The sequence below is a fragment of the Sphingomonas sp. EU05-FHT14C10 genome (assembly GCF_058790595.1).
Genome location: NZ_JBYTEN010000003.1, coordinates 143,597 through 168,073, shown reverse-complemented (window position 1 = coordinate 168,073; position 24,477 = coordinate 143,597). Strand labels below are relative to the sequence as shown.

Annotated in this window: 25 protein-coding genes; 3 read left to right on the top strand and 22 right to left on the bottom strand. The window is 67.7% G+C overall.

The window, feature by feature from the left end:
* Positions 1 to 17: 17 nt before the first annotated feature.
* The 8 genes from AC3WT0_RS05470 to rimP form a co-directional block, all read right to left on the bottom strand.
* Complete coding sequence (locus AC3WT0_RS05470; RefSeq protein WP_492752079.1) at positions 18 to 596, bottom strand: GNAT family N-acetyltransferase; 579 nt, start codon at positions 594 to 596, stop codon at positions 18 to 20.
* Positions 593 to 1,171 carry a thymidine kinase gene (locus tag AC3WT0_RS05465; RefSeq protein ID WP_492752077.1) on the bottom strand — a complete coding sequence of 193 codons (579 nt, stop codon included), beginning with the start codon at positions 1,169 to 1,171 and terminating at the stop codon, positions 593 to 595. Before AC3WT0_RS05465 ends, AC3WT0_RS05470 begins: the two co-directional genes overlap by 4 nt.
* A gap of 2 nt (positions 1,172 to 1,173) precedes the next feature.
* Entirely contained in the window at positions 1,174 to 1,587 is a 414-nt protein-coding gene (rbfA, locus tag AC3WT0_RS05460) for a 30S ribosome-binding factor RbfA (RefSeq protein WP_492752075.1), read from the bottom strand.
* Positions 1,588 to 1,633: 46 nt separating this feature from the next.
* Positions 1,634 to 2,401 (bottom strand): PEPxxWA-CTERM sorting domain-containing protein, encoded by a 768-nt coding sequence (locus AC3WT0_RS05455; RefSeq protein WP_492752073.1) that lies wholly within the window; start codon positions 2,399 to 2,401, stop codon positions 1,634 to 1,636.
* A 190-nt stretch (positions 2,402 to 2,591) separates the two neighbouring features.
* Positions 2,592 to 5,216 carry a translation initiation factor IF-2 gene (gene infB, locus AC3WT0_RS05450; protein ID WP_492752072.1) on the bottom strand — a complete coding sequence of 875 codons (2,625 nt, stop codon included), beginning with the start codon at positions 5,214 to 5,216 and terminating at the stop codon, positions 2,592 to 2,594.
* The gene (locus tag AC3WT0_RS05445; RefSeq protein ID WP_492752070.1) at positions 5,213 to 5,965 is read right to left on the bottom strand and encodes a DUF448 domain-containing protein; all 753 of its coding nucleotides are present in this window, start codon (positions 5,963 to 5,965) and stop codon (positions 5,213 to 5,215) included. Before AC3WT0_RS05445 ends, infB begins: the two co-directional genes overlap by 4 nt.
* On the bottom strand, positions 5,946 to 7,583 hold the full coding sequence (gene nusA, locus AC3WT0_RS05440; RefSeq protein WP_492752068.1) for a transcription termination factor NusA: 1,638 nt from the start codon (positions 7,581 to 7,583) through the stop codon (positions 5,946 to 5,948). Before nusA ends, AC3WT0_RS05445 begins: the two co-directional genes overlap by 20 nt.
* 6 nt (positions 7,584 to 7,589) lie before the next feature.
* Positions 7,590 to 8,114 (bottom strand): ribosome maturation protein RimP, encoded by a 525-nt coding sequence (gene rimP, locus AC3WT0_RS05435; protein WP_492752067.1) that lies wholly within the window; start codon positions 8,112 to 8,114, stop codon positions 7,590 to 7,592.
* A 234-nt stretch (positions 8,115 to 8,348) separates the two neighbouring features.
* Here rimP and AC3WT0_RS05430 point away from each other — a divergent pair, with 234 nt between their 5' ends.
* Positions 8,349 to 9,479: a PQQ-dependent sugar dehydrogenase gene (locus AC3WT0_RS05430; RefSeq protein ID WP_492752065.1), complete on the top strand. Its 1,131-nt coding sequence runs from the start codon at positions 8,349 to 8,351 to the stop codon at positions 9,477 to 9,479.
* Between the two features lie 5 nt (positions 9,480 to 9,484).
* Here the strand turns inward: AC3WT0_RS05430 and AC3WT0_RS05425 are convergent, their stop codons facing one another.
* Complete coding sequence (locus AC3WT0_RS05425) at positions 9,485 to 10,744, bottom strand: chloride channel protein (RefSeq protein WP_492752197.1); 1,260 nt, start codon at positions 10,742 to 10,744, stop codon at positions 9,485 to 9,487.
* A gap of 38 nt (positions 10,745 to 10,782) precedes the next feature.
* Entirely contained in the window at positions 10,783 to 11,466 is a 684-nt protein-coding gene (trmB, locus tag AC3WT0_RS05420) for a tRNA (guanosine(46)-N7)-methyltransferase TrmB (RefSeq protein WP_492752064.1), read from the bottom strand.
* Positions 11,467 to 11,582: 116 nt separating this feature from the next.
* On the opposite strand from trmB, the gene AC3WT0_RS05415 reads away from it, so the two are divergent.
* On the top strand, positions 11,583 to 12,272 hold the full coding sequence (locus tag AC3WT0_RS05415) for a DUF2490 domain-containing protein (protein WP_492752063.1): 690 nt from the start codon (positions 11,583 to 11,585) through the stop codon (positions 12,270 to 12,272).
* Positions 12,273 to 12,326: 54 nt separating this feature from the next.
* A complete protein-coding gene (cls, locus tag AC3WT0_RS05410; RefSeq protein ID WP_492752196.1) occupies positions 12,327 to 13,727 on the top strand; it encodes a cardiolipin synthase in 1,401 nt (466 codons plus the stop codon).
* Positions 13,728 to 13,781: 54 nt separating this feature from the next.
* Here cls and AC3WT0_RS05405 read toward each other — a convergent pair whose 3' ends face one another.
* The 12 genes from AC3WT0_RS05405 to tsaB form a co-directional block, all read right to left on the bottom strand.
* Positions 13,782 to 15,113 carry a PQQ-dependent sugar dehydrogenase gene (locus AC3WT0_RS05405; RefSeq protein WP_492752062.1) on the bottom strand — a complete coding sequence of 444 codons (1,332 nt, stop codon included), beginning with the start codon at positions 15,111 to 15,113 and terminating at the stop codon, positions 13,782 to 13,784.
* Positions 15,114 to 15,428: 315 nt separating this feature from the next.
* Positions 15,429 to 16,334, bottom strand: coding sequence for a hemolysin family protein (locus AC3WT0_RS05400; RefSeq protein ID WP_492752061.1), 906 nt, complete (start codon positions 16,332 to 16,334; stop codon positions 15,429 to 15,431).
* A 40-nt stretch (positions 16,335 to 16,374) separates the two neighbouring features.
* Positions 16,375 to 16,887: an rRNA maturation RNase YbeY gene (gene ybeY, locus AC3WT0_RS05395; RefSeq protein WP_492752060.1), complete on the bottom strand. Its 513-nt coding sequence runs from the start codon at positions 16,885 to 16,887 to the stop codon at positions 16,375 to 16,377.
* Positions 16,887 to 17,882, bottom strand: a complete 996-nt coding sequence (locus AC3WT0_RS05390) for a PhoH family protein (RefSeq protein WP_492752059.1) — start codon at positions 17,880 to 17,882, stop codon at positions 16,887 to 16,889. The genes ybeY and AC3WT0_RS05390 overlap by 1 nt, the downstream gene beginning before the upstream one ends.
* Before the next feature lie 71 nt (positions 17,883 to 17,953).
* Positions 17,954 to 19,042 (bottom strand): MlaA family lipoprotein, encoded by a 1,089-nt coding sequence (locus AC3WT0_RS05385; RefSeq protein ID WP_492752058.1) that lies wholly within the window; start codon positions 19,040 to 19,042, stop codon positions 17,954 to 17,956.
* Positions 19,043 to 19,318: 276 nt separating this feature from the next.
* The gene (locus AC3WT0_RS05380) at positions 19,319 to 20,092 is read right to left on the bottom strand and encodes an enoyl-CoA hydratase (RefSeq protein ID WP_492752056.1); all 774 of its coding nucleotides are present in this window, start codon (positions 20,090 to 20,092) and stop codon (positions 19,319 to 19,321) included.
* 90 nt (positions 20,093 to 20,182) lie between these two features.
* Positions 20,183 to 21,526 carry a tRNA (N6-isopentenyl adenosine(37)-C2)-methylthiotransferase MiaB gene (gene miaB, locus AC3WT0_RS05375; RefSeq protein ID WP_492752195.1) on the bottom strand — a complete coding sequence of 448 codons (1,344 nt, stop codon included), beginning with the start codon at positions 21,524 to 21,526 and terminating at the stop codon, positions 20,183 to 20,185.
* Entirely contained in the window at positions 21,523 to 22,302 is a 780-nt protein-coding gene (locus AC3WT0_RS05370) for a lysophospholipid acyltransferase family protein (RefSeq protein WP_492752055.1), read from the bottom strand. The genes miaB and AC3WT0_RS05370 overlap by 4 nt, the downstream gene beginning before the upstream one ends.
* On the bottom strand, positions 22,274 to 22,696 hold the full coding sequence (locus AC3WT0_RS05365; protein ID WP_492752054.1) for a Fur family transcriptional regulator: 423 nt from the start codon (positions 22,694 to 22,696) through the stop codon (positions 22,274 to 22,276). The genes AC3WT0_RS05370 and AC3WT0_RS05365 overlap by 29 nt, the downstream gene beginning before the upstream one ends.
* A gap of 132 nt (positions 22,697 to 22,828) precedes the next feature.
* The gene (locus AC3WT0_RS05360; RefSeq protein WP_492752052.1) at positions 22,829 to 23,242 is read right to left on the bottom strand and encodes a Ros/MucR family transcriptional regulator; all 414 of its coding nucleotides are present in this window, start codon (positions 23,240 to 23,242) and stop codon (positions 22,829 to 22,831) included.
* Positions 23,243 to 23,372: 130 nt separating this feature from the next.
* Entirely contained in the window at positions 23,373 to 23,849 is a 477-nt protein-coding gene (locus tag AC3WT0_RS05355) for a GNAT family N-acetyltransferase (protein ID WP_492752050.1), read from the bottom strand.
* 8 nt (positions 23,850 to 23,857) lie between these two features.
* Positions 23,858 to 24,475, bottom strand: coding sequence for a tRNA (adenosine(37)-N6)-threonylcarbamoyltransferase complex dimerization subunit type 1 TsaB (gene tsaB, locus AC3WT0_RS05350; RefSeq protein WP_492752048.1), 618 nt, complete (start codon positions 24,473 to 24,475; stop codon positions 23,858 to 23,860).
* Positions 24,476 to 24,477 lie beyond the last annotated feature (2 nt).

Sequence of the window (24,477 nt, the reverse complement as noted above, 5' to 3'; positions counted from 1 at the left end):
ACCCGCCATCCATGACATCAGCGTGACGTGGCGGCCTCTGCGGCGCGTTCCTCGGCCAGTTTCGCCATCCATTCGTCCCTGAGGATCGAGAAGATAGCGGTGTCGCGGACATAGCCCGTCCAGGTCACGCGTTCCTGCCGCAGCAGCCCTTCGCGCACGCCGCCGATCTTCTCCATCGCCGCCTGGCTGCGCTCGTTGCGCTGGTCGACGCGGAACTCGACGCGGCGATAGCCGCTGGCGAAGGCATGGCCGATCATCAGCCGCTTCATCTTGTCGTTGAGGCCGGTGCCGCGCTGCTTGGGGACGATATAGGTCATGCCGATCTCGACCACGCCCTGCTGCTGGTCCGGATCGATATAGGATGTCATGCCCACCACGCGGCCGTCGATCGTGACGGCATAGGGGCGATAGCGAACATCATTAACCAGCTTGTTGAAATTCTTGTCGAAATTGAGCGGATCGAAGGAGATGCTGTAGATTCCCCAGATGTCGCGATCCTCGGCGCAGGCCGAGGCCAATGCGCTGCGATGATGCTCGCCGAGCAGCGCCATCAGCACATGCCCGTCGACCAGCGGCGCCCACAATGGATCGCTCATGCCCGTCGTGCCTCCATGAAGTGCCTGCGGCACAGTGCGACATAGCGGTCGTTGCCGCCGATTTCGGTCTGGTCGCCGTCGCTCACCGCGCGGCCCCGGGCGTCGACGCGCAGGTTCATCGTCGCCTTGCGCCCGCATTCGCATACCGCCTTCAGCTCGACGAGCGAGTCGGCGATGGCGAGCAGATGCGCGCTGCCTTCGAACAGATTGCCCTGGAAATCGGTGCGCAGCCCATAGGCGAGCACGGGGATCGACAGCTCGTCGCAGATGGCGGCGAGCTGGAGCACCTGCGCGCGCGTGAGGAACTGCGCCTCGTCGACCAGGACGCAGGAAAGCGGTCGGCGGCGATGCTCGGCCTCGACCGCGACGCGCAGATCGCTCGCCGGATCGAAGCAGGCGGCCGGGCTTTCAAGCCCGATGCGCGAGGTGATCGTGCCCGGTGCGTAGCGATCGTCGATCGCGGCGGTGAAGAGCATCGTTTCCATGCCCCGCTCGCGATAGTTGAAATCGGCCTGCAGCAACGTCGTCGATTTGCCCGCGTTCATCGAGGCATAATAGAAATAGAGCTTGGCCAAGCTCAGTCTTCCCCGTTGTCCGGATCGTTGCCGCCCAGATCGCGCGCGACGCCCGGCGAGCGCAGCACGGCATCGATATGGCTGCCTTCGTCGAAGCTTTCGTCGGCGACGAATTTGAGCTTCGAGGCATATTTCATGTTCACGCGCCGCGCGACTTCGCTCTGCAGATAGGCGGTGTTGGTGCGCAGCGCCTTGATCACCGCTTCCTCATCCTTGCCGAGCAGCGGCTTCACGAAGACCGTGGCGTGGCGAAGGTCGGGCGACATGCGGACTTCGGTCACGCTCACCATATGGCTGGCGAGCGTATCGTCATGCACGTCACCGCGCGTCAGTATCTCGGACAGGGCATGACGCACCTGTTCGCCGACGCGCAACGTGCGCACCGACTTGGTTTCGGGGGATGAGCTTTGCTTCATCCCCGCGATGTAGGCGTTCCGCCCGGGAAAGGCGAGACGGCTCCGATCAGGCGATGGCGCGGGCCGTGCGCCGGCGCGTCGCAGCCCCGACGAGACCGAAGCCGGCGATCATCATCGCCCAGGTCGCAGGTTCCGGCACGGCGTTGATCGCGATCCGGAAATTGTCGGCGCGGAGTACGCCCGAGGCGTCGCCCTCGACCGGATTGCCGTTGCCGTCTGTGACGCCCGCAGCGCGCATCGCGAAGCCGAAGGTGATTGCGCCGCCAGCGAAGTCGAGCCCCGTCAGCGTGCCACTCGCCGCATAGTTGGCGGGATCGAACAGCTTGAAGTCCGAGGCGAGCAGACTGGACTGCGAACCCGTGTACCAGTCGCCGCCCGGCTGGTTGGTCGGGCCGAACGTGTAGATGGCCTGATAGAGATTACCGCCCTGCTGGGCGAAGATGCGCATGCTGTAGCTGCCGACGTTGATCGGAGCGCCAAGGAAGGTCGGGACGAAATAGCGATCGAGCGAGGCGCCGAGCGAAGTGATCGCGCCCTGCGCAGTCGGATCGTAGACGAAGCCGTTGTTGAGCGCGACGAAGAGCGTGCCGAGCGAGTTGCCGCCGGTTGAGGCATAGGTGCCCTGAAGCGCGGTTCCGGGATTGCCCGACGCGGTCTGCCCGAAGGTCGTGGCGACGCTCGGCTGCGCATAGGCGGTCAGCGTGTAATCGGCGGTGTTGAAGGTGCTATCGGTGAAGGTGACGCTGGCGGCGGAGGCCGGTGCGGTGGCGATAGCGAGCAGGGCGAACGAGAACGTCTTCGAAAGATTCGGCATGGTTTCCCCCAAAATCAGACGAGTCGCAGCAATATTCCGTCACAACTCATAGTCGAGATTTAACAATGTTTCATGACGTCATTGCGTCATGTCCTGTCCCGGGACAGGACAGCGGGGGAATGCGGCGGACATGGAAAGGCCGCCGCCGACCATTGGTCGGCGACGGCCCCGTCCATTTCGATGCAGCGGTTTAGAGCGTGCGTTCGCGCAGCTCGACCTCGAAGGTTTCGAGATAGTCGCCTGCCTTGATGTCGGTGAAGTTCTGGCTGAACGTCACACCGCATTCCAGACCGGCGCGAACCTCGGCCACATCATCCTTGAAGCGGCGGAGCGAAGCGATCTCGCCGGTGTAGATGATGACGTCCTCACGCGTGATGCGCGCCTTGAGCGCCTTGCGGATGACGCCTTCGGTGACGAGCAGACCCGCCGCCTTGCCGTGCTTGCCAGCCGAGAAGACCTCGCGGATCTCGGCGCGGCCGACCACCGTCTCGAACGCCTCGGGGCCAAGCTCACCGGCCATGCCCGCGCGGATCTCGTCAATCAGGTCGTAGATCACGTCATAATATTTGAGCGCGACCTTGTTGCGTTCGGCGATCTCGCGCGCCTTGGCGTTGGGGCGGACGTTGAAGCCGATGATCGGCGCGCCGCTGGCGGCTGCCAGCGTCACGTCGCTCTCGGTGATGCCGCCGACGCCCGAATGGAGGACGCGCGCCTTGATGTCGTCGGTCGAGATCTTGTTGATCGACGAGACGATCGCCTCGACCGAACCCTGCGTGTCGGCCTTGACCACCAGCGGATATTCGATCGCCTGCTTGTCCTTCAGCGCGGAGAACATGCTCTCCAGGCTCGCCGGGGCCTGCGTCGTCCGCTTCTGGTTGATCACGCCCTGGCGATAGGCCGCGACCTCGCGCGCACGCGCTTCGTTCTCGACCACGGTCAGCGCATCGCCTGCCTGCGGCACGCCCGACAGGCCGAGCACCTCGACGGGCATCGACGGCGTCGCTTCCTTGACGTTGCGACCCTTGTCGTCGACCAGCGCGCGGACCTTGCCGCTTTCCGCGCCGACGACGAACACGTCGCCGACCTTCAGCGTGCCGCGACGCACGAGGACGGTCGCGACCGGACCGCGGCCCTTGTCGAGCTGCGCTTCCACCACCGTGCCTTCGGCGGCGCGATCGGGATTGGCCCTGAGCTCGAGGACTTCGGCCTGCAGCAGGATCTTGTCGATCAACTCGTCGAGGCCGGTCTTCTTGAGCGCCGAGACTTCGACTTCCTGCGTCTCGCCGCCCATGCTTTCGACCTGGACGTCATATTGCAGGAGCGCCTCGCGGACGCGCTGCGGATTGGCTTCGTGCTTGTCGATCTTGTTGATCGCCACGATCATCGGCACGCCGGCCGCCTTGGTGTGGTTGATCGCCTCGATCGTCTGCGGCTTCAGCCCGTCGTCGGCGGCGACCACGAGGATCACGATGTCCGTCACGTTGGCGCCGCGCTGGCGCATCTCGGTGAAGGCTTCGTGGCCCGGCGTATCGAGGAAGGTGACCTTCTCGCCCGACTTCACCGTCACCTGATAGGCGCCGATATGCTGGGTGATGCCGCCCGCTTCGCCCGCGACGACATCGGTGCCGCGCAGCGCGTCGAGCAGCGAGGTCTTGCCGTGGTCGACATGGCCCATGATCGTCACGACCGGCGGACGCGGCTTCAGCGTCTCGGGCGCATCGACATCGTCATGGCTGGCGATATCGACGTCCGAATCGGACACGCGCTTGATATTGTGGCCGAATTCGGTGACCAGCAGCTCGGCCGTGTCCTGGTCGATCGTCTGGTTGACGGTGACGGGCATGCCCATCTTGAACAGCGCCTTCACGAGGTCGGCGCCCTTCTCGGCCATGCGGTTGGCGAGCTCCTGGACGGTGATCGCCTCCGGCACCACCACGTCGCGGACCTGCTTGGCCGACGGCTGATAGCCGCCGCCGCCCTGCGCACGACGCTCCTTCTCTCGCGCGCGCTTGAGCGCGGCGAGCGAGCGGGCGCGGGCCGCGCCGTCGCTCTCGTTGAGCGCGCGGGTGACGGTCAGCTTGCCCTGACGGCGATCGTCGCCGCCGCGCGGCGCGGCGCGCGCCGGGCGCGCCGGCGGCTCGGGCCGCTTGGCGGGCGTGACGGGGGTGAAGCGACGCGGCGCGGGGCGTTCCTCGCCGCTGCGGGCCTGTTCCTGCGCGGGAGCGGCGGCGGCAGTCGCCGGGGTCGCAGCGGGGGCGGCCGGCGCGGCCGGCTCAGCCCTGGCCTCGACCTCGGGCTGCGGCGCATTCGCGGCTTCCTCGGCGGCCTTGCGGCCGGCTTCCTCGGCGAGGCGATTTTCCTCGGCGCGGCGGCGCTCCTCCTCGCTCGCGGCGGCGCGTTCGCGCTCTTCGCGGCGGCGGGCTTCCTCGAGCGAGTTCATGCGCGCTTCGTCGGCCTGACGCAGCAGCCGCTCCTGAAGCTCGCGGCGCTCCTGCGGCGACAGGCTGGCGGCCGGGGTCGGCGCCGGGCCGGCGGGGCGCTGCGCGACGGGGGCCGGCTGCGGACGCGGGGCCGGCGCGGGTGCCTCGGGCGCGGCGACGGGCGCCGGCGCGGGGGCCGCAGCCTCCTCGACGACGGGCGCATCGCCTTCGCCCGGCTTGCCCAGGATGCGGCGGCGCTTCACTTCGACGACGACCGTGTTCGAGCGGCCATGGCTGAAGCTCTGCTTCACCTTGCCCGTCTCGACCGTGCGCTTCAGCCCCAGCGGAGCACGCGCGCCCAGTTTCGGTTTGTCCTTGTTGTCGATATCACTCATGAATCTGCTCGAAACCCTTCGTTCGTCGTCTGCTCGCGCGCTGCGCCACTGGCTGCGGATGCCGATGAACCTTGCGAGACGCTTTCGCAAGGCCGGTCGCCCGCTTTGAATCCTATGAAGGCGTGCCAGCGGGCGATGGCTTCGCCCACGCGCTCCGCCGCGCCGCGATCGATGATCGCGATATGTACCACATTTTCGCGCCCCAGCGCCAAGGACAATATGGTGCGCGAAGCCGCGATCACCAAGCCCCGTTCGCCCGATCCTTCCGAATCGCTGCCCACGCGCTGCGCCTGATCGAGGCGGCGATTGCCGTCCTCGCCCGCGTCGGCGGCGTGGATGAGCAGGAAGACGCGACCTTCGCGCGCCGCCGTCGCGATCCGTTCGGATCCGGTCAGCAGCGTGCCGCCGCGCGCCTCAAGCCCCAGCCGGTCGAGTACGCCCCGCTCCAGCGCATCGGCGATGCGCTGGCCGAGATCGGCGGGCGGATTGATCTCGCCGGCCTTGAACGCGCGCGCCAGCGCGGCCTTGAGCTTGCCCTTGGCCTGCGCCGCGTCGAGCGTTTCGCGATCGACGCCGATCCACGCGCCGCGCCCCGGCGCCTTGCCGCGCACGTCGGGGAGGATCTGGCCGTCGGGGCCGAGGGCAAGCCGCACCAGCCGCGCCGGATCGGCGCGGTCGCCGCTGAGGATGCAGCGGCGGCTATTGCCCTCGAAATCGGGGTCTAGCGTGTCATTGGGGAGTATCCGCAACCGCGTCCTCCCCCTGCTCCACGCCGGCGTCGGCGCCAGCTTCCTCGTCGGTGAACCAGTGCGCGCGCGCCGCCATGATGATCTCGTTGCCCTGCTCTTCCGAGAGGTTGTACTCGGCCAGCACGCCGCCGCGATCCTCGCTGCGGCGCTGCTCGGCGGCATCGCCACGGCGGCGCGGCTCGGCGCGACGCTTCTGGATCAGCTCGTCGGTGGCGAGATCGGCGAGATCGTCGAGCGTCTTGATGCCCGCCTTGCCGAGCGTGACGAGCATCGCCTCGGTCAGATAGGGCATGGTCGCCAGATCGTCCTCGACGCCGAGGTTGCGGCGTTCGGTGCGGTTGGCTTCCTCGCGGCGCTCGAGCGCTTCCTGCGCACGGCTCTGCAGTTCGCCCGCCAGATCCTCGTCGAAGCCTTCGATCGTCGCGATCTCGTCGGCTTCGACATAGGCGACTTCCTCGAGGCTGCCGAAGCCCTCGGCGACCAGCAGCTGGGCCAGCGTCTCGTCGACGTCCAGCTCGTTCTGGAACATTTCCGAACGCTCGGTGAACTCGCGCTGGCGCTTCTCGCTGGCGTCGGCCTCGGTCAGGATGTCGATCGCCTTGCCGGTGAGCTGGCTGGCGAGGCGGACATTCTGGCCGCGGCGGCCGATGGCGAGCGAGAGCTGATCGTCGGGGACGACCACCTCGATGCGATCCTCTTCCTCGTCGATGACGACGCGGCTGACGTTCGCGGGCTGAAGCGCGTTGACGACGAAGGTCGCCGTATCCTCGCTCCACGGGATGATGTCGATCTTCTCGCCCTGCATTTCCTGGACGACCGCCTGGACGCGGCTGCCCTTCATGCCGACGCAGGCGCCGACCGGATCGATGCTGCTGTCGCGGCTGATGACGCCGATCTTGGCGCGGCTGCCCGGATCGCGCGCGGCGGCCTTGATCTCGATGATGCCGTCGTAAATCTCGGGCACTTCCTGCGCGAACAGCTTCTTCATGAAATCGGGGTGCGCGCGGCTGAGGAAGATCTGCGGCCCGCGATTCTCGCGCACCACGCGCAGGATCAGGCTGCGGATGCGATCGCCGACGCGGACGACTTCGCGCGGGATCTGCGCGTCGCGGCGGATGACGCCTTCGGCGCGGCCCAGATCGACGACGACATGGCCGAACTCGACGCGCTTGACGACGCCGGTGATGATCTCGCCGGCGCGGTCCTTGAACTCGTCATATTGGCGCTCGCGCTCGGCGTCGCGGACCTTCTGGAAGATAACCTGCTTGGCGGCCTGCGCGGCGATGCGGCCGAACTCGATGGCGGGCAGCGGATCGACGATGAAGTCGCCGACCTCGGCGCCCTTCTGCAGCTTCTGCGCGTCCTTGACCGAGACCTGCTTGAAATAGTCGTCGACCAGCTCGACCACCTCGACGACGCGCCACAGACGCAGGTCGCCCGACTGCGGATCGAGCTTCGCGCGGATGTCGTTCTCGGCGCCGTAGCGAGCGCGGGCGGCGCGCTGGATCGCGTCTTCCATCGCCTCGATGACGATCGACTTGTCGATCAGCTTTTCCTTGGCGACCGCGTCGGCGATCGCGATCAGCTCGGCCTTGTTGGCGGAAATGGCGTTGGCCATCGTCTCTTACCCTTCTACCTTGATACTGTCGGCGCCTTCGGCCGAAAGCGGCGCGGTGGCCGCGATGAGAGCGTCGGTGAAGAGCAGCTTGGCGTTCTTCACATTCGCGAAATCGATATGCGCCTGGCCATGCTTGCCCATGTCCACGGCGATGACATTGCCTTCGACGCCGGTGAGGATGCCCGTCACCTGCTTGCGCCCGTCGACCGGCTCGACCAGCCCGACGCGCGCTTCGTGGCCGGCCCAGTCGCTGAAATCCTTCAGCCGGGTCAGCGGCCGGTCGATCCCCGGCGAGCTGACCTCGAGCCGGTACGCTTCCTCGATCGGATCGACCTCGTCGAACAGGTCGGACAGGCGGCGCGACAGATCGGCGCAGTCGTCGATCGTCAGCTGGCGCGTATCGGGCCGTTCGGCCATCACCTGCAGCGTGGGATCGGATGCGCCGCCGATCATCTTCACGCGCACGAGTTCGAAGCCCAGGGCCTTGGCCTCGGGTTCGATCAGTCGTGTCAGCGCGTCGATGTCGGTCATCGGGTCTCCGTCGGATGCACGAGCCTTTTGCCGCCGGCCCCGGCGGGACCAGCCTCAACTCCGTTGCCGATGTCGAGAAAGCTCACGGGCGATATAGGCGGTTCGGCGGCGCGCGGCAAGCGGGGACTTGGCGAAGACCCGCCTTGCCTGAAACCCGCCCTCTTGCGATGCGTTGACATGAAAGTTTGTGCGGTGCCGCGCCGAACAAACATCAAACGGCTGGAGGAGCCCCCGATGAAGCATCTGCCCGCGCTCGCCGCGATCCCCTTGCTGTGCGCCGCCTGCTCGGGGGCCGCCCAGCCTGTGGCGAAGGCGGCCAGCGACGCCTTGCCCTTCAAGGTCCAGACCGTCGCCACGCTCGACAGCCCCTGGGCCATGGCCTTCCTCCCCGGCGGCCGCATGCTGGTGACCGAGAAGGCGGGGCGCATGTTGCTCGTCTCGCGCGACGGCAAGACCAGCAAGGCGCTCGCCGGCATCCCGGCCGTCGACAGCGACGATCAGGGGGCGCTCATGGACGTCGTCCTTGCCCCCGATTTCGCGACCAGCGGCCGCGTCTATTTCAGCTATTCGGCAAAGGGCCCGGGGGGCAGCGGCGTCGTGCTCGCGCGCGGCACCTTCGTCGATGGCGCGGCGCCCGCGCTCGCCGGGGTCGAGACGCTGTTCACCGGCAGCCCCTTCGTAACCGGCGGCGGCCATTATTCGGGGCGCATCGCTTTCTCGCCCGACGCGCAATATCTGTTCTTCACCGTCGGCGAGCGCCAGAAATTCACGCCGGCGCAGGACAGGCAGGCGACGCTGGGCAAGGTGCTGCGCCTTACCCCGGACGGCAAGCCGGCGCCGGGCAATCCGCTTGCCGCGCAGGGCTTCAATCCGGCGATCTGGTCCTATGGCCACCGCAACCTGCTGGGCATCGCCTTCGACAAGGCCGGGCGGCTGTGGGAGATCGAGATGGGGCCGCGCGGCGGCGACGAGGTCAACCTGATCCAGCCGGGATTGAACTATGGCTGGCCCAACGCTTCCAATGGCGATCATTATAACGGCAAGCCGATCCCCGATCATCGCCCCGGCGACGGCTATGAAGCGCCCAAGGTCTGGTGGAACCCGTCCATCTCGCCTGCCTCGCTGATGATCTATTCGGGCGACATGTTCCCTGAGTGGAAGGGATCGGCCTTCATCGCCGCGCTTTCCGGCCAGGCGCTGATCCGCGTCTCGCTCGACGGCGACAAGGCGGCGAAGGCCGACCAGTGGGACATGAAGACGCGCATCCGCGACGCCGCGCAGGGGCCCGATGGCGCGATCTGGCTGCTCGAGGATGGTGAACGCGGCGCGGGCGGCCGCCTGCTGAAACTGACCCCGGCGCGGTAAGGCGTTTACTGCACCTTCGCCAGCCAGGGCTTGGACAGGCCGTGGTAGAGGCGTTCCTTGCACACCAGCCGCGCCGCGCCGTCGGCGATCAGCGCCGTCGCGAAGAGCGGCATGATGAGCCCGCGGCTCGCCGTCGCCTCGACGATGATGATGACGGCGGTCAGCGGCGCGCGCACCACGCCGGTGAAATAGGCGGTCATGCCGAGCAGCACGATCGGCCCCGCCGCGTCGCCAGGGAAGAGCAGGCGCAGCAGTCCGCCGAAGCCCGCGCCGGTCGCGAGCGAAGGCGCGAAGATGCCGCCGGGGACGCCCGCCACCGCCGTCGCCAGCGTCGAGACGAACTTGGCGGGCGCGAACCACCAGGGGGAACTGCTCCCCTCGATGATCGCGCGCGCGGCGTTGTAGCCGGTGCCCCAGGTCAGCCCGGTCGCGACGCCAACCCCTGCGACGATGAGGCCGCAGGCCAGCGCCCAGAGGATCGGGCGTGATCCGATATAGGGAAAGAGCCGTGCGCGGCGGAGGCTCATTTCAAGCATCCCGCGCGCGAACAGCCCGCCCGCCAGCCCGCCGAGCATCCCGGCCACGGGGGCGGCGAACATCGCCGATGACAGCGTCAGCCGATCGGCGACGAAGCCGAAATAGACATAGTCGCCGGCAAGCCCGAGGCTGACGATGCCCGAGATGAGGATGGTCGTCATCACCAGCAGCGCGACGCGCTGCTCATAGGCGTCGGCCAGTTCCTCGATCGCGAAGGTGATGCCGGCGAGCGGAGTGTTGAACGCCGCCGCCACGCCCGCCGCGCCGCCCGCGATGATCACCGATGCACGGATCGGCACGCGCAACAGCCGGTGGAGCCACGCCATGATCGCGGCAGAAATCTGCACCGTCGGCCCCTCGCGCCCCACCGATGCGCCGCCGACCAGCGCGGCGAGGGTGAGCAGGAACTTCACGCCCGCCGCGCGCATCGAGATGAGCGTGGTCGTCGCGCGTTCGGGGTCATTGGTCGCGGCGATCACCTGCGGGATGCCCGATCCCGCCGTCTCGGGTGCGATGCGCAGCGTGACCCAGGCGATGCCGGCGAAGATGGCCGGGGTTAGGATCAGCGGCAGCCACCAGGCGAGGTGGACGATCTGCGCGAACTGCGCATTGGCGCGGTCGGCGAAATTGGCGAAGAGCAGCGCCGCGAGACCCACCACCACCGCGCCCGCGCCAAGCGCGATCCGCCGCCGCCAAACCAGCGCGGTCGGCCCGTGCCGCCGCGTCATCACGCGCGCCATCCGGACGGCGCGGTCGATGTGCGCGTTCAGCCGCATCGGCGATACCGGAAATACCACACTTCGTGACCCTTGCGCCGCGCCTTCGCCTCGTAGCGCGTCTGCGGCCAGTCGGCGGGGCGGGTGAGGAAATCGTCGGGCGTGCGCGCCAGCCATTCGAAGTCGCGGCGCTGGTCCATGATCATCATCGACCAGCGGCAATAGGTCGGGTCGTCGGTGCCGAGGCGGAACTCCGCGCCGGGCTTCAGCTTGCGCGCGATCATGTCGACCGGGCCGTGGTTCATCATCCGCCGCTTGGCGTGGCGCGCCTTGGGCCAGGGATCGGGATGGAGCAGATAGAGCCGGTCGAGCGAGGCGTCGGGCAGGCGATCGAGCACGGTCAGCGCGTCGCCCATGTGGAGCCGCACATTGGTGAGCTCCCGCTCGCGGATATGGAGCAGCGCGCCGACGACGCCGTTGAGGAAGGGCTCGCAGCCGATGAAGCCATGGTCGGGCCGCGCCGCTGCCTGCCCGGCGAGATGCTCGCCCGATCCGAAGCCGATCTCGAACTCCAGCGGCCTGTCGTCGCCGAACAGCGCGGGCGCGTCGAGCGGCCCGTCCTCGGGCACCGAAAGCGCGGGCAGCGTCTCCTCGACCAGCGCGGCCTGGCCGATGCGCAGCTTGTGCCCCTGCCTGCGCCCGTAGAGGCGCCTTATCGTCGTCGGATCATTCACCACCGCCCCGCTAGGCAATCGCGCCGCCCGCGTCAAAGGGCCAGAGCGGCCGGCGCCGTCATCCTTCGTGATTGTCCGGCAACGGTCCAGCAATATCGCCGCTCTACCCGCGCCCGATGCCCCATCTTCCGTTTCGCGCGCTCGCCGCCGCGCTCCTGCTGTCCGCCGGCCCCGCTCTCCATGCCCAGACGCGCCATGACGAGCAGATCTGGGTCAACCTCACCGCCATGGGCGCGATCAAGGGCGACATCGTCTATTTCGCCGAGGTGCAGCCGCGTGTGGGCGACGGGGTGTCGCGGCTCGACCAGATGCTGCTGCGCGGCGCAATCGGCGTAAAGCTGTCGCCGTCGCTGACGCTTTATCAGGGCTATGCGCATGTCGCGGTGCCGCTGGAGGGGCGGCGCGACGTCAACGAGGAACGCAGCTTCCAGCAGCTGACATGGACGCTGGGCAAGGCGCTGGGCGGCGAGTTCTCGTCGCGCACGCGGCTCGAGCAGCGCTGGCGTTCCGACGGCCATGACATGGGCTGGCGGCTGCGCGAGATGATCCGCTACGAAGCGCCGCTGCGCCGCGACGGCAAGGGGCCGAACGCGCTGCTCCATTCGGAGAGCTTCGTCGCCTTCAATGATACCGACTGGGGCGCGCGGGCGGGCTTCGACCAGATCCGCAACTTCGCCGGGCTCGAAATCCCGGTCGGCGGCGCGTCGACGGTCGAGGCGGGCTATCTCAACCAATATATCAACCAGGCCGGCGGGCGCGGCCGGATGAACCATGTCGCTTCGCTGACGCTGTTTTTCCGGCACTGACGAGCGATCAGGGGCGTTCCCATTTGCCGTTCCCCGGCATAGGATCGCCCGGTGATCACGCTGTCGCCCGCGCTTGGCGCGGCTTATAATCTGATCGAATGGGCGATCCGGATCGGCGCGCTGATCGTCGTGCCCTGGCGGCGGACGCCCGATGCGACGCGAAGCTGGCTGCTGCTGATCTTCTTCCTGCCCATCCCCGGGCTGCTGCTGTTCCTCGCCATCGGCCGGCCGCGCTTTCCCGCCTGGCGCGAGGCGCGTTTCCAGAAGATGATCCATTATTTCGGCGAGGTGGCGGCGCGGCTGGAGGCCGGTGCGCCGGCGCCGCAGGACGACGCGGCCGAGCTTGCCCGGCGGCTGGGCTATCTGCCCGCGACCGCCGGGAACGGCGTCGAGCTGATCGAGGATTATGACGCGACGATCGACCGGCTGTGCGCCGACATCGACGCCGCGCGCCACCATGTCCGCCTGCTCGTCTATATCTTCGCGAGCGATGCCATGGGGCAGAAGGTGGCGGCGGCGTTGAAGCGCGCGGTGGCGCGCGGGGTGACCTGCCAGGTGATGATCGATCCGGTCGGGTCGCACAAAGGCTTCAAGCGGACGATGCGGCTGCTGGCCGATGCGGGGGTCGAGACGCGCGCGGCGCTGCCCTTCCGCCTGCTGCGCCAGCGCACGCGGCGCGACATGCGCAACCACCGCAAGCTGTTCGTGATCGACGGGGCGATCGGCTATGCGGGGTCGCAGAACATCATCGACAAGGATTTCCGGCCCGGCGTCGTCAACCGCGAGCTGGTCGCGCGCGTGACCGGGCCGGCGGTGGCGGCGATGGAAGCGGTGGTGCGGGCTGACTGGTATCTGGAGACCGAACGGCTGCCCGACGATCCGCTGACCATCCCCGCGCCGGCGGGCGCTGCCCTGGCCCAACTGCTGCCCAGCGGCCCCGACTATCCGCTCGAAGGCTTCGAGACATTGCTCGTCTGGCAACTGCATCAGGCGCGCGATCGCGTGACGATCGTCACCCCCTATTTCGTCCCCGACGAGGATGTGCTGGGCGCGATGCGCACGGCGGTGGCGCGCGGGGTCGCGATCGATCTCGTCGTCTCGGCAGTGGCGGACCAGCCGCTCGTCAACCTCGCGCAAAGCTCATATTATGACGACCTGCTGACCGCCGGGATCGGCATCCACCTGTTCCGCGACTTCCTGCTCCACGCCAAGACGATCAGCATCGACGGCACGCTGGCGATCGTGGGGTCGAGCAATGTCGACCTGCGATCCTTCCAGCTCAACGAGGAAGCGAGCCTGCTGCTCTACGACGCCCCGTCGGTCGCGGCGGTGGAGCGCATCCACGACGCCTATCTGGACGGCAGCGACCGGCTGACCCGCGACGAATGGCGGCGGCGATCGCCGCTGCGCAAGCTGCTTGAGAATATCACGCGCCTGTTCAGCGCGCTGCTTTAGAGTCACCGAAGATCGTCATCCCCGATCAAGTCGGGGATGACGAAAGGGGCGGAGTCACTGTGCCTTCGACACGCGCCAGATCTTGTTGCCGACATCGTCGGCGACGAGCAGCGCGCCGGTCTTGTCGATGATCACGCCCACCGGGCGGCCGCGCGCCTGGCCCTTGTCGTCGAGGAAGCCGGCGAGCAGATCGACGGGCTTAGCGCCTTTGACCGGATAGCCGTTGTCGCCGAAGGGCACGTAGATGACCTTGTAGCCCGAGGGCGGGCGACGGTTCCACGAACCGTGCTCGCCGATGAAGGCGCCGTTGGCATAATCCGGCCCCAGATTGGCGCCGGCCGCGAAGCTCAGCCCCAGCGCCGCGACATGCGGCCCCAGCGCATAGTCGGGACGCTTGGTATATTCGAGCAGGTCGGGGCGCTCGGGCTGGACGCGGTGGTCCACATAGCCGCCCCAATAGCTGTAGGGCCAGCCGTAGAAGCCGCCGAATTCGACGCGCGTCAGATAATCGGGCGCGATGTCGCCGCCCATCATGTCGCGCTCGTTGACCACGGTCCACAGGTCGCCCGAATGGGGCTCGAAGGCGAGGCCGTTGGGATTGCGCAGCCCGCCGGCGAAGATGCGGAAGCGGCCGTTGGCGACGTTGACCTGCAGCACCGCCGCGCGATTCTCCTCGGCCTCGATGCCGTTGTCGGCGATGTTGGTGGCCGATCCGACCGTCACATAGATCGTTTTGCCGTCGGGCGCGGGCAGCAGGTTGCGCGCCCAGTGGTTCGCGCCGCCGGGCAGCGCCACGATCTTGCGCGGCTTGGCCGTGATCTTCGTCTGTCCGGGCTGGAAGGGATAGGCAAGCACCGCATCGGTATTGGCGACAAGCAGCTCGCCGCCGAGCAGCGCCATGCCGAAGGGCGAATGGAGCCCGTTCGACGCGTCGAGCAGCACCGATCGGCTCTCGGCGCGCCCGTCGCCGTCGGCGTCGCGCAGCAGCACGATCTTGTCGGGCGAGGGGACGCCGGCGCCGGCGCGGCCCATTAGCCAGTTCATGATCTTGGTCTGGATGCCGCCCTTGCGCGGGGGCGAATTGGTCTCGGCGACCAGCACGTCGCCATTGGGCAGCAGCAGCATCCAGCGCGGATGCTCGAGATCGCCGGCGAATTGGTTCACCGCCAGTCCCTTGGCGGGGACGGGCTTGGCATCGCCCCAGCCGATCGGCTTGGCGATGCGGACGGTGGGGATCAGCTCGTCGCGCGGCGCGGTGATGTCGGGCTTGGCGCCGACCACTGCGTCGAAGGCGAGCTTAACATTGTCGCGCCGCGCCATGATCGCCACGGCCGCCGCCGCAGCGACGATCAGCACGAGGATGAAGATGATCAGTTTGCGCGACATATCCGCTTGCCTCTCCAGTCAGTCGGGCAGGGGTTCTAACCCGGAGCCGCAGTCGAACGGAAGCATCGGCGGGAAAAAAGAAAAGTGCCGCCGGCAAGGGGGGCAAAACCGGCGGCACATTTCGTGGGGCGAAGGGGGGCGCCCCAGTTGCGACCCGAAGCGGCAGATACGCGCCTTCTCCGGATGTCCCGCATCCCCGGGGAGGGGGAGAAGGGATGCTGGACCCGGAAGACTTGCTTCCGTTGAGGTTCATATAGCGCGCGAGGGTCGATCGAGGAAACGCACACTTTCGTATAGAGTGATCGATTGCACCGATCAGTCGTCGGCGCTTTCCTCCACCACCGGCGCGTGAAGGCGCAGGCGGGTCACCCGCCGCGCATCGCCCGAGACGATCTCGATCTTCCACCCGCTGGGATGCACGATGACTTCGCCCGGCTGGGGGATATGCCCTGCCAGCACCACCGCGAGCCCGCCCAGCGTCTCGACATCCTCGTCGACCAGCGCCAGCCGGGGATCGATCATCGTGCCGACGTCCTCCAGCGGCGCGCGCGCATCGGCGTCCCACAGGCCGGGTCCGACCTCGGTCAGCGCGGCGGGGGCTTCCTCGTCATGCTCGTCCTCGATGTCGCCGACGATTTCCTCGACGATGTCCTCGATCGTCACCAGCCCGTCGGTGCCCGAATATTCGTCGACCACGATGGCGAGGTGCGTGCGCGTCGCGCGCATCTCGGCCAGCAGCTCGAGCACGCCCATCGATTGCGGCACATAGCGCGGCTCGCGGATGAGGCCGCTGAGGTCGGCGGGCTTCTCGGCCCCCGTGGCGAGGATGCCGAACACGTCCTTGACGTGGATCATCCCGATCACCGTATCGAGGCTGCCGCTGAACACGGGCAGGCGGCTGTGCCCCGCCTCGGCGAAAAGCGCGACGAGCGCGTCGAAGCTCGCCGTCTCGCTGACTGCGATGATGTCGCCGCGCGGCACCGCGACCTGGCCGACATTGCGCTGGCCGAAATGGAGGAGGTTGCGGACCATCTGCCGCTCGATCGGCGAGAGATCGCCCTTGGCGTCGGGTTCGGGATCGCCCTCATGCTCCTCGATCGCTTCCTCGATCTGATCGCGGAGCGTGGGCTCGCTCTCGGTGCCGAAAAGGCGGCCGATCAGCCCGTGGAACAGGCCACCACCCTGCTGGGGGTGGCCGTTGCTACTCGAATCCTCTGGCATCTTGGGTGGTCGTCAGCCCCTGTTGCGCGACGCCTGCCGATCAGACGTCCTCATCGTCTTCATAGGGATTGTGGAGGCCAAGCGCAGCCATCGTGGCGCGCTCCAGCGATTCCATCGCCTCGGCCTCTTCGGTCCCCATGTGGTCATAGCCTAGCAAATGATAGGTGCCGTGGACAATCAGATGCGTGGCGTGGGCGGCGATCGCCACGCCTTTCTCGGCCGCCTCGCGCGCGCAGACGCCATGCGCGAGAACGATGTCGCCCAGCAATATCTCGCCGTCATCGGTATCGGCGAGGGCATCGATCAGGTCGGGCTGCACCATCGGGAAGGACAGGACGTTGGTCGGCTTGTCCTTGCCGCGATATTGCGCGTTGAGGGTATGGACCTCCGCGTCGGAGGTCAGCCGCACCGCGACTTCGACGCTGGCCGACAATGCGGCGATCGGCGCATGCGGGCTGTTCGCCACCGCCGCCTCGACGGCGCGCGTCGCAAGCGCTTCCCAATCGGTATCGGCAGGCCAGTCCTCCTCGGCCTGCACCGCGATATCGAGCATCAGGCGTCCGGCCCCTCATAGGCTTCGACGATGCGCCCGACGATCGGGTGGCGGACGACGTCGCCCGCGCCGAAGCGGATCATCGACATGCCCTGCACGCCTTCCAGCCGGCCCACCGCGTCGGCAAGCCCGGACTTGCCGATATCGGGAAGGTCGATCTGGCGCGGATCGCCGCACACCACCATGCGGCTGTTCTGGCCGAAGCGGGTGAGGAACATTTTCATCTGCGCGGGCGTGGTGTTCTGCGCCTCGTCGAGGATGATGAAGGCCTCGCTCAGCGTGCGGCCGCGCATGAAGGCGATCGGCGCGATCTCGATCTCGCCGCTGGCGATGCGCCGCTCGACCTGCTCGGTCGGCAGCATGTCGTAGAGCGCGTCGTAAAGCGGGCGGAGATAGGGATCGACCTTCTCCTTCATGTCGCCGGGCAGGAAGCCCAGCCGCTCGCCCGCCTCGACCGCGGGGCGCGACAGGATCAGGCGGCTCACCGATCCCTGGATCAGCTGCTGCACCGCCTGCGCGACGGCGAGATAGGTCTTGCCCGTGCCGGCGGGGCCGAGCGCGAAGATGATGTCGTCGCGCGACAGCGCTTCCATATAGCGGATCTGCGTCGCCGATCGCGGCACGATCGTCTTCTTGCGCGTGCGGATCATCACGCTGGGCGGTTGCGACACGTCGGCGCGGATGATGCCTTCCAGCGTCGGTTCGGCCGACATCTGGATGACCGCATCGACCGCGCCCGAATCGACATCCTGCCCCTGCACGATGCGATTGTAGAGCCCGGTCAGCACGTCGCGCGCGCGCGCCGCCGCCTCGGCCTCACCCTCGATCTGCAGCTTGTTGCCGCGCGCCGCGATATAGACGCCCAGCCGATTCTCGATCGCGACCAGATTCTGGTCATATTGGCCGAACAACTGGCCCAGAAGCTGGGGCCGGTCGAACAGCACCTCAAGACGGGCACGCTCCCCCGCCTGCGCGGGAACTGGCTTACGGCTCATTCGGACCTTTCATGTGCGCGAGTCACGACCGGCAGGTTGATCCGCGCGCGGAAGAAAATCCACCCCGTTCGTCACGCCGCCTCATCGAGCGGGCAGGGCGATGCAGCCGTGCCACAGTCGGGGGTCGGCGCAGGCGCGGGCGGCTGCGCTGCGGGGACCGGGACGGGTGCGGGCTGCACCGCAACCGGGATGGCCGTGCTCTTCGCCGGGCGCGCGAACGGCGCGGGAATCGGGTTGGGCACGACGAACAGGCCGTGCTTCAGCCGGTATTTCACGCTGTGCAGCGCCGCGATCTCGGCCTGCCTCTGCTTCAGGTAAAGCTCGCGCGTCGAGCTGTAGCCGTCGCTCTGGGCGCGCATCGTGCGGATCTGGTCGTCGCGCTGGATGCGGTCGTCGAGCGAGCTGATGATGAACACCGGGATGACATATTCGGGCCGGTCGAACGGCTTGCCGATCAGCCCGGGCAGGACGAGCTTGTCCGCCCAGTTGCCGAGCAGGTCGCGCAGCGTCGTCGGCCCGACCAGCGGCACGAAGAAATAGGGGCCGGGGCCGACGCCGTAATAGCCCAGCGTATTGGCGAAGCCGTTGGCCTGGTAAGTGAGCCTGAACGGCTTGCGCTTGGCCTGATCGAACAGGCCGGCGACGCCGATCGTCGAGTTGATCGCGAAGCGTCCCAGCGTCCGCGCCGCGCGCCCCGGCTTCAGCTGGAGCATGAAGTTGAGGAAATTGACGGGCTCCCTGAGGTTGTTCAGGAAGTTGCGCAGCCCGCTGCGCACCTGGTTGGGCAGCGCCGACTTGTAGGCGTTCGACACCGGCGCCACGAAAGCGTCGTCGACCTTCTGCGTCACCTGGTAGGATTTGACGTTCACGTCCTGCATCGGATCGGCGGCCGATTTACCGCGCCCGGTGACGACGATCGAATCGTCATGCGATCCGGGCGCTTGCGCAGCCGGGGGAGGCGTCGCATCGCCCGGGGGGGGCGCCGCAGCGGCATCGCCATCGGACGCCGCGGCCGGCGCGACGGGCTGGATCTGCGCGGCCGGAGCCGCCGCTTGTTCGGCGGCGGGCTGCGTGGGCGTCGTCGCCGTCACCGCCTGCATGTCGAAGGGAAGCTGGGCCCCGGCAAGCAGCATCGCGCCAGCGAAAATCGGATGGCTCATCCGCGATTCTCCGACCCGCGCCCGGCGCGCCGCATTGCGTGGATGCTCAACCGACTCAATCTACTCAACATGCAATCCCTGTCCCGTTCGCGAAACGGGCTGGCAGAAACTCGGTTCCCGGTAAAGGCCTGCGCGGTCATGACTTGCCGCAACGCAGCGTCGTGCAGGCGCGTAATCTGATTTCAACCCGTCATTGCGAGCATAGCGAAGCAATCCAGAGGATGCCCGACGTCAATCTGGATTGCTTCGCTACGCTCGCAATGACGAAAATGTGCTTTAACCGAAGCGACTGAAATCGGGCGCGCGGCGCTCGGCGAAGGCGGTGAAGGCCTCGCGTGCCTCGTCGGTGGTCAGGCGGCTGGCGAAGTGATCGCCCTCGGCCGCCATGCGCGCGGCGATCGCCTCGTGCTCGCGCATCAGCATCTTGGTGGTGACGACCGCGCCCAGCGGCTGCTTCGCCAGCCGCGCCGCCAGCGCTTCGGCCGTCGCCTGCAGGTCGGCGAGCGGCACGACCTTGTTGGCGATGCCCCAGGCAAGCGCGTCGGCGGCGCTCGCCGGCTCGCCGAGCGCGAACATCGCGAAGGCGCGGGCATGGCCGATCCGCTGGGGAAGCAACATGCTCGAAGCCGCCTCGGGCACCAGCGCCAGATTGACGAAGGGCGTGGTGAGCTGCGCGTCATCGGCAAGCACCACGAGGTCGCAGTGGAGCAGCATCGTCGTGCCAACGCCGACCGCGCGGCCCTGCACGGCGGCGACGAGCGGCTTGGTGGCGGCACCGAGCGCGTGGAGGAAGCGCGTGACGTTGCCCGGGCCGCTGCGCCCGCCGCTCGCCGCCGTCGCCGCGAACTCGCCGACATCGTTGCCCGCGCAGAACAGGTCGCCTTCGCCGCGGATCAGGATGGCGCGCACCGCCGAATCGCCTTCGGCCTCCTCGAGCGCGTCGGCGAGCGCCTTGTACATCGCGTCGGTCAGCGCATTCTTCTTGTCGGCGCGGTCCATCACCAGCGTCAGCACGCCGCCGGCCTTCGCGATCCTGATATGCTCGCTCATCGGTCTTGCTCCTTCGCCGCAATCCCTCGCGCCTTCCATGGCGGGCGGTAAAGCGCGAAGGCGTCGCGACGGGGTTTTCAGGACGCCTTGTCAGGCCGCGTGCGGAGCGGCTTCGGCGTCGAGTGCGACGGCGGACAGGCTGTTGGGGCCGGCCGCGACGATCTCGACCTCGACCAGTGCGCCGATCGGCGCTTCGGTCTGGAGATGGACCGACTGGAGCCAGGGCGACTTGCCCAGCTTCTGTCCAGGCAGCTTGCCGATGCGATCGAGCAGCACGCTCATCCGCCGGCCGACAAAGGCGCGGTTGAAGGCATGTTGCTGTTCGTTGAGCAGGTCCTGCAACCGCTTCAGCCGCTCGTCCATCAGCGCGGGCGCGATCTGATCGTCCATCGACGCGGCGGGCGTGCCGGGGCGCGGCGAATATTTGAAGCTGTAGGCCTGCGCATAGTCGCACGCGCGAACCAGCGCCAAAGTCTCCTCGAACTCGGCATCGCTCTCGCCGGGGAAGCCGACGATGAAGTCGCCCGACAGCGCGATGTCCGGCCGCACCGCGCGCACGCGGTCGATGATCCTGCGGTAGCTCAGCGAATCATGGCTGCGGTTCATCGCCTTCAGCACCCGATCGCTGCCCGACTGAACGGGCAGGTGGAGGAAAGGCATCAGCTTCTCGACATCGCGGTGTGCCGCGATCAGCCCGTCGCTCATGTCGTTGGGGTGGCTGGTGGTATAGCGGATGCGCGCAATCTCGGGGATCAGCGCGATCGCCTCGATCAGGTCGTGCAGCCCGCGCCCGGCCTCGTCGGCCCAGGCGTTGACGTTCTGGCCGAGCAGGGTGATCTCGCGCGCGCCGGCATCGGCCAGCGCTTTGGCCTCGTCGACGATCGCGTCCCATGGGCGGCTGATCTCGGCGCCGCGCGTATAGGGCACGACGCAATAGGTACAGAATTTGTCGCAGCCTTCCTGCACGGTCAGGAAAGCGCTGGCCCCCGTCCGCCGCCGCGCCGGCAGCGCGCCGAACTTGGAATCGGCGGGCATGTCGGTATCGACCGCCAGTTCGCCCTTTGCTGCCTGCGCGACCAGTTCGGGCAGGCGATGATAGGCCTGCGGGCCAACGACGATGTCGACATCGCGCGTGCGGCGCTTGACCTCGCCACCTTCGGCCTGCGCGACGCAGCCGGCCAGCGCGACCATCGGGCGCGTGCCGTCCTCGCGGCGCAGCCGGCCGATGTCCGAATAAACCTTCTCCACCGCCTTCTCGCGGATATGGCAGGTGTTGAGCAGCACGATATCGGCGTCGTCGGCGCTGGCGGCGGCGCTCATGCCTTCGGCGGCGAGCAGCTCGGCCATGCGCTCGCCGTCATAGACGTTCATCTGGCAGCCGAACGACTTGACGTGGAAACGGCGGGGAAGCGGGCGGTTCATCGCCGGCCCTATAGGATGGTCTGGCCTCCGAGTGAAGCCGAGAGCGCGGCGCGGATCCGCTCGCGCGCCTCGCGGGCGATCGCCTTGCGGTCGCCGAGCGCCGCCGGATCGAAGGGCTCGAGATACTCGATGCGCACCTTGAAGCCGCCGGGGCGGCCGAGCACGCGGCGCGTATTGTCCAGCCCCGCTTCCTCGCCGACCCAGGCGATGTCCGGCCCGGCCTCGCCATAGTCGAGCAGCACGGGCTGGACGAGCATCGGGCGCGGCGGCGGCGTCATCACCGCGAACAGGGCGGGCTTGAAGGGCAGCAGGCTGCGCCCGTCGGTCGTCGTGCCTTCGGGGAAGATGGTGATCGGCTGCCTGGCCGCGAGCGCCCAGCGCAGCGCCTCGACCTGCGATCCGACGCTCAGCCGATCGGTGCGCGAGATGAAGACGGTGTTGTTGAGCCCGGCCAGCCAGCCGACGACGGGCGCCGTCTCGATCCCGTCCTGCGAGACGAAGGCGGTGCCGCTCGCACCGCCCAGCACGCAGATGTCGATCCAGCTCAGATGATTGCAGACGTAGAAGACGTCGCTTTTCACGCGCTCGCCCTCGGTCGTCACCACCGCCCCGCAGATGCGCCCGACGCTGCCGAGGAAGATGCGCGGGAAGGGCGAGGGCAGGCGGAAAAGCCGGGTGATCAGGTGCAGCGGCACGCAGACGATGAGCGCCGCGACCATGCCCGCGACGCGGGCGAAGACGCGCAGATTGGCGAGCGGATCAGCTCTTGCGATCGAGAGCGACGCCATAGAGCTCCATGCGGTGGTCGACGAGGCGGAAGCCGAGCTTCTCGGCGATCTGGCGCTGGAGCTGTTCCAGCTCGGGATCGACGAACTCGATGACCTTGCCGGTCTCGACGTCGATCAGATGATCGTGATGCGCCTCGGGGGCCGCTTCGTAGCGTGCGCGCCCGTCGCCGAAATCGTGGCGCTCGAGGATGCCGGCTTCCTCGAACAGACGCACGGTGCGATAGACCGTCGCGATCGAGATGCCCGGATCGATCGCCGCAGCGCGGGCATGGACCTTCTCGACATCCGGGTGATCCTCGGCCTCGGACAATACCTGCGCGATCACGCGGCGCTGGTCCGTGATGCGGAGCCCCTTTTCGGCGCACAGCGCCTCGACATCGATTTTGCGATTCATGGCCCCGATGTAATCACTTTGGCCGCATCGGAAAAGCCGCCGGAATCATCCGGCGGCTTTCATGATCCCGGGCTTTGTCCGGCAATGCGCCGCAGGCGCATTTCGCGGCACCGGCCCGCCTCAAGTCGAAACTCAGCGCTTGCGGCGCTTGGTGCCGAGGCCGATCTTCTTGGCGAGGCTGCGGCGCTGCTCGGCATAGTTGGGGGCGACCATCGGATAGTCCGCCGGCAGGTTCCACTTGGTGCGGTATTGCTCGGGGGTCATCTGGTAATGAGTCATCAGATGACGCTTGAGCATCTTCAGCTTCTTGCCGTCCTCGAGGCAGATGATGTAGTCCGGCTTGACAGAAGCGCGCACCGAAACCTTGGGTTCGAGCTTGACTTCCGGAGCCTCCGGCGCCTGGCCGAGGTTGGAAAGCGCTGCGTGAACATTCTGGATCAGCGCAGGAACATCCGAAACCGCGACGCTGTTGTTGCTCACATGCGCGGCAACGATGTCGGCGGTCAGGGTCATCAGCGTTTCGCGCAATTCGGTCGAATCTGTCATGTCTTGGCGACTCCGTATGCTACGGCGGAAAGATTGGCAGTCGGGGGCGGCTGCGCGGAACCGCATGTCGCTTCCAATGGATCAATACAAGATTAATTCGACGGAACGCAGGACATTTCTGCGCAGATCATCATGAAATCTGCGTAAGGTCTCTGCTGAACGTCAGCGCATCAATCATCCGGCCGTCGCTGCCGCGATAATATTGCGAACGTCTTCCAACACATCTGAAACCCGCCGCCATGTAAAGCGCCATTGCTTCGTTGCCCGCGCGGACTTCGAGATGGAGCGGGCCGACACCGCGTTCGCGCGCCGTATCGATCACACGGTCGAGCAACGCGCGGCCGATGCCGCGCCGCCGCCAGCCGGGCCGCACGCCGATCAGCAGCAATTCGCCTTCGCCCGCCACCGCGCGACTGAGCGCGAAGCCGGCCGGTCCCTCGGCCGTGCGCGCGACGAGCAGCCAGGTGCCGGGCATGCCCATGATCCCGGCGCACTGCGCCTCGGTCCATGCCTCGCCGTAGAGCGGGTCGAAAGCCTCGCCCATCACCTGCATCACCTCGCCAAGGTCGGCGGTGCAGGCGTCGCTTACCAGCAGCATATCCCCCATCGGCCGTTTCAGCTCCCCGGCAGGCGCGCATCGGGCGCGCGGCCGTAGATCGGGCTGGCGGGCAGATCGGCGAAGGCGGCGGGCAGCCGCGCGACGTCGCGTGCATCGGGGACGAGGTCGAGCGCCACGCCCCCGGTCAGCGCTGCGACCTGCGCGGCGCCCGATCCGTAGAGCGGCAGCGATCCCACGGCTTCCGCCGCGACGGCCGGCGGCAACGAGGCAAGCGGTGCGATCTCGCGCATCGGATCCCCTTCAAAGGCGTGGACGAACAGCTCACCATGCCCGCCGATCAGCACGACGGCAAGCGAGCGCGGCGCATCCCCGGAGGCAAAGGCTGCGGCGGCGATCAGCGCGGTCGACGAGAAGCCCCGGGCCTCGGCGCCCCAGCCCAGCGCCAGCGCACGCGCCGCCGCTAGACCGACGCGCACGCCGGTGAAGCTGCCCGGCCCGCAATCGACGAGCAACCGGTCCGCGCGCCCGCCGTCGGGCAGTTCGGCGATCATCGGGATCAGGCGTTCGGCGTGGCCGCGCCCGACAATCTCATGCCGGGCGTCGACGAGCGCGCCATCTTCCCAGAGCGCGACCGAGCAGGCGGTGGTCGCTGTCTCGATCGCAAGCGTCCGCAAGA

Coding starts and splice junctions, on each gene's coding strand:
- AC3WT0_RS05355 (WP_492752050.1), bottom strand. CDS start 23,849: ATGGGGGATATGCTGCTGGTAAGCGACGCCTGCACCGCCGACCTTGGC.
- AC3WT0_RS05380 (WP_492752056.1), bottom strand. CDS start 20,092: ATGAGCGAGCATATCAGGATCGCGAAGGCCGGCGGCGTGCTGACGCTG.
- rimP (WP_492752067.1), bottom strand. CDS start 8,114: ATGACCGACATCGACGCGCTGACACGACTGATCGAACCCGAGGCCAAG.
- ybeY (WP_492752060.1), bottom strand. CDS start 16,887: ATGCTCGATATCGCGGTGCAGGCCGAGGAGGACTGGCCTGCCGATACC.
- AC3WT0_RS05390 (WP_492752059.1), bottom strand. CDS start 17,882: ATGAGCCGTAAGCCAGTTCCCGCGCAGGCGGGGGAGCGTGCCCGTCTT.
- AC3WT0_RS05470 (WP_492752079.1), bottom strand. CDS start 596: ATGAGCGATCCATTGTGGGCGCCGCTGGTCGACGGGCATGTGCTGATG.
- AC3WT0_RS05400 (WP_492752061.1), bottom strand. CDS start 16,334: ATGCCAGAGGATTCGAGTAGCAACGGCCACCCCCAGCAGGGTGGTGGC.
- AC3WT0_RS05455 (WP_492752073.1), bottom strand. CDS start 2,401: ATGCCGAATCTTTCGAAGACGTTCTCGTTCGCCCTGCTCGCTATCGCC.
- AC3WT0_RS05430 (WP_492752065.1), top strand. CDS start 8,349: ATGAAGCATCTGCCCGCGCTCGCCGCGATCCCCTTGCTGTGCGCCGCC.
- AC3WT0_RS05360 (WP_492752052.1), bottom strand. CDS start 23,242: ATGACAGATTCGACCGAATTGCGCGAAACGCTGATGACCCTGACCGCC.
- nusA (WP_492752068.1), bottom strand. CDS start 7,583: ATGGCCAACGCCATTTCCGCCAACAAGGCCGAGCTGATCGCGATCGCC.
- AC3WT0_RS05405 (WP_492752062.1), bottom strand. CDS start 15,113: ATGTCGCGCAAACTGATCATCTTCATCCTCGTGCTGATCGTCGCTGCG.
- AC3WT0_RS05370 (WP_492752055.1), bottom strand. CDS start 22,302: ATGGCGTCGCTCTCGATCGCAAGAGCTGATCCGCTCGCCAATCTGCGC.
- AC3WT0_RS05385 (WP_492752058.1), bottom strand. CDS start 19,042: ATGAGCCATCCGATTTTCGCTGGCGCGATGCTGCTTGCCGGGGCCCAG.
- AC3WT0_RS05415 (WP_492752063.1), top strand. CDS start 11,583: ATGCCCCATCTTCCGTTTCGCGCGCTCGCCGCCGCGCTCCTGCTGTCC.
- rbfA (WP_492752075.1), bottom strand. CDS start 1,587: ATGAAGCAAAGCTCATCCCCCGAAACCAAGTCGGTGCGCACGTTGCGC.
- AC3WT0_RS05365 (WP_492752054.1), bottom strand. CDS start 22,696: ATGAATCGCAAAATCGATGTCGAGGCGCTGTGCGCCGAAAAGGGGCTC.
- infB (WP_492752072.1), bottom strand. CDS start 5,216: ATGAGTGATATCGACAACAAGGACAAACCGAAACTGGGCGCGCGTGCT.
- AC3WT0_RS05425 (WP_492752197.1), bottom strand. CDS start 10,744: ATGACGCGGCGGCACGGGCCGACCGCGCTGGTTTGGCGGCGGCGGATC.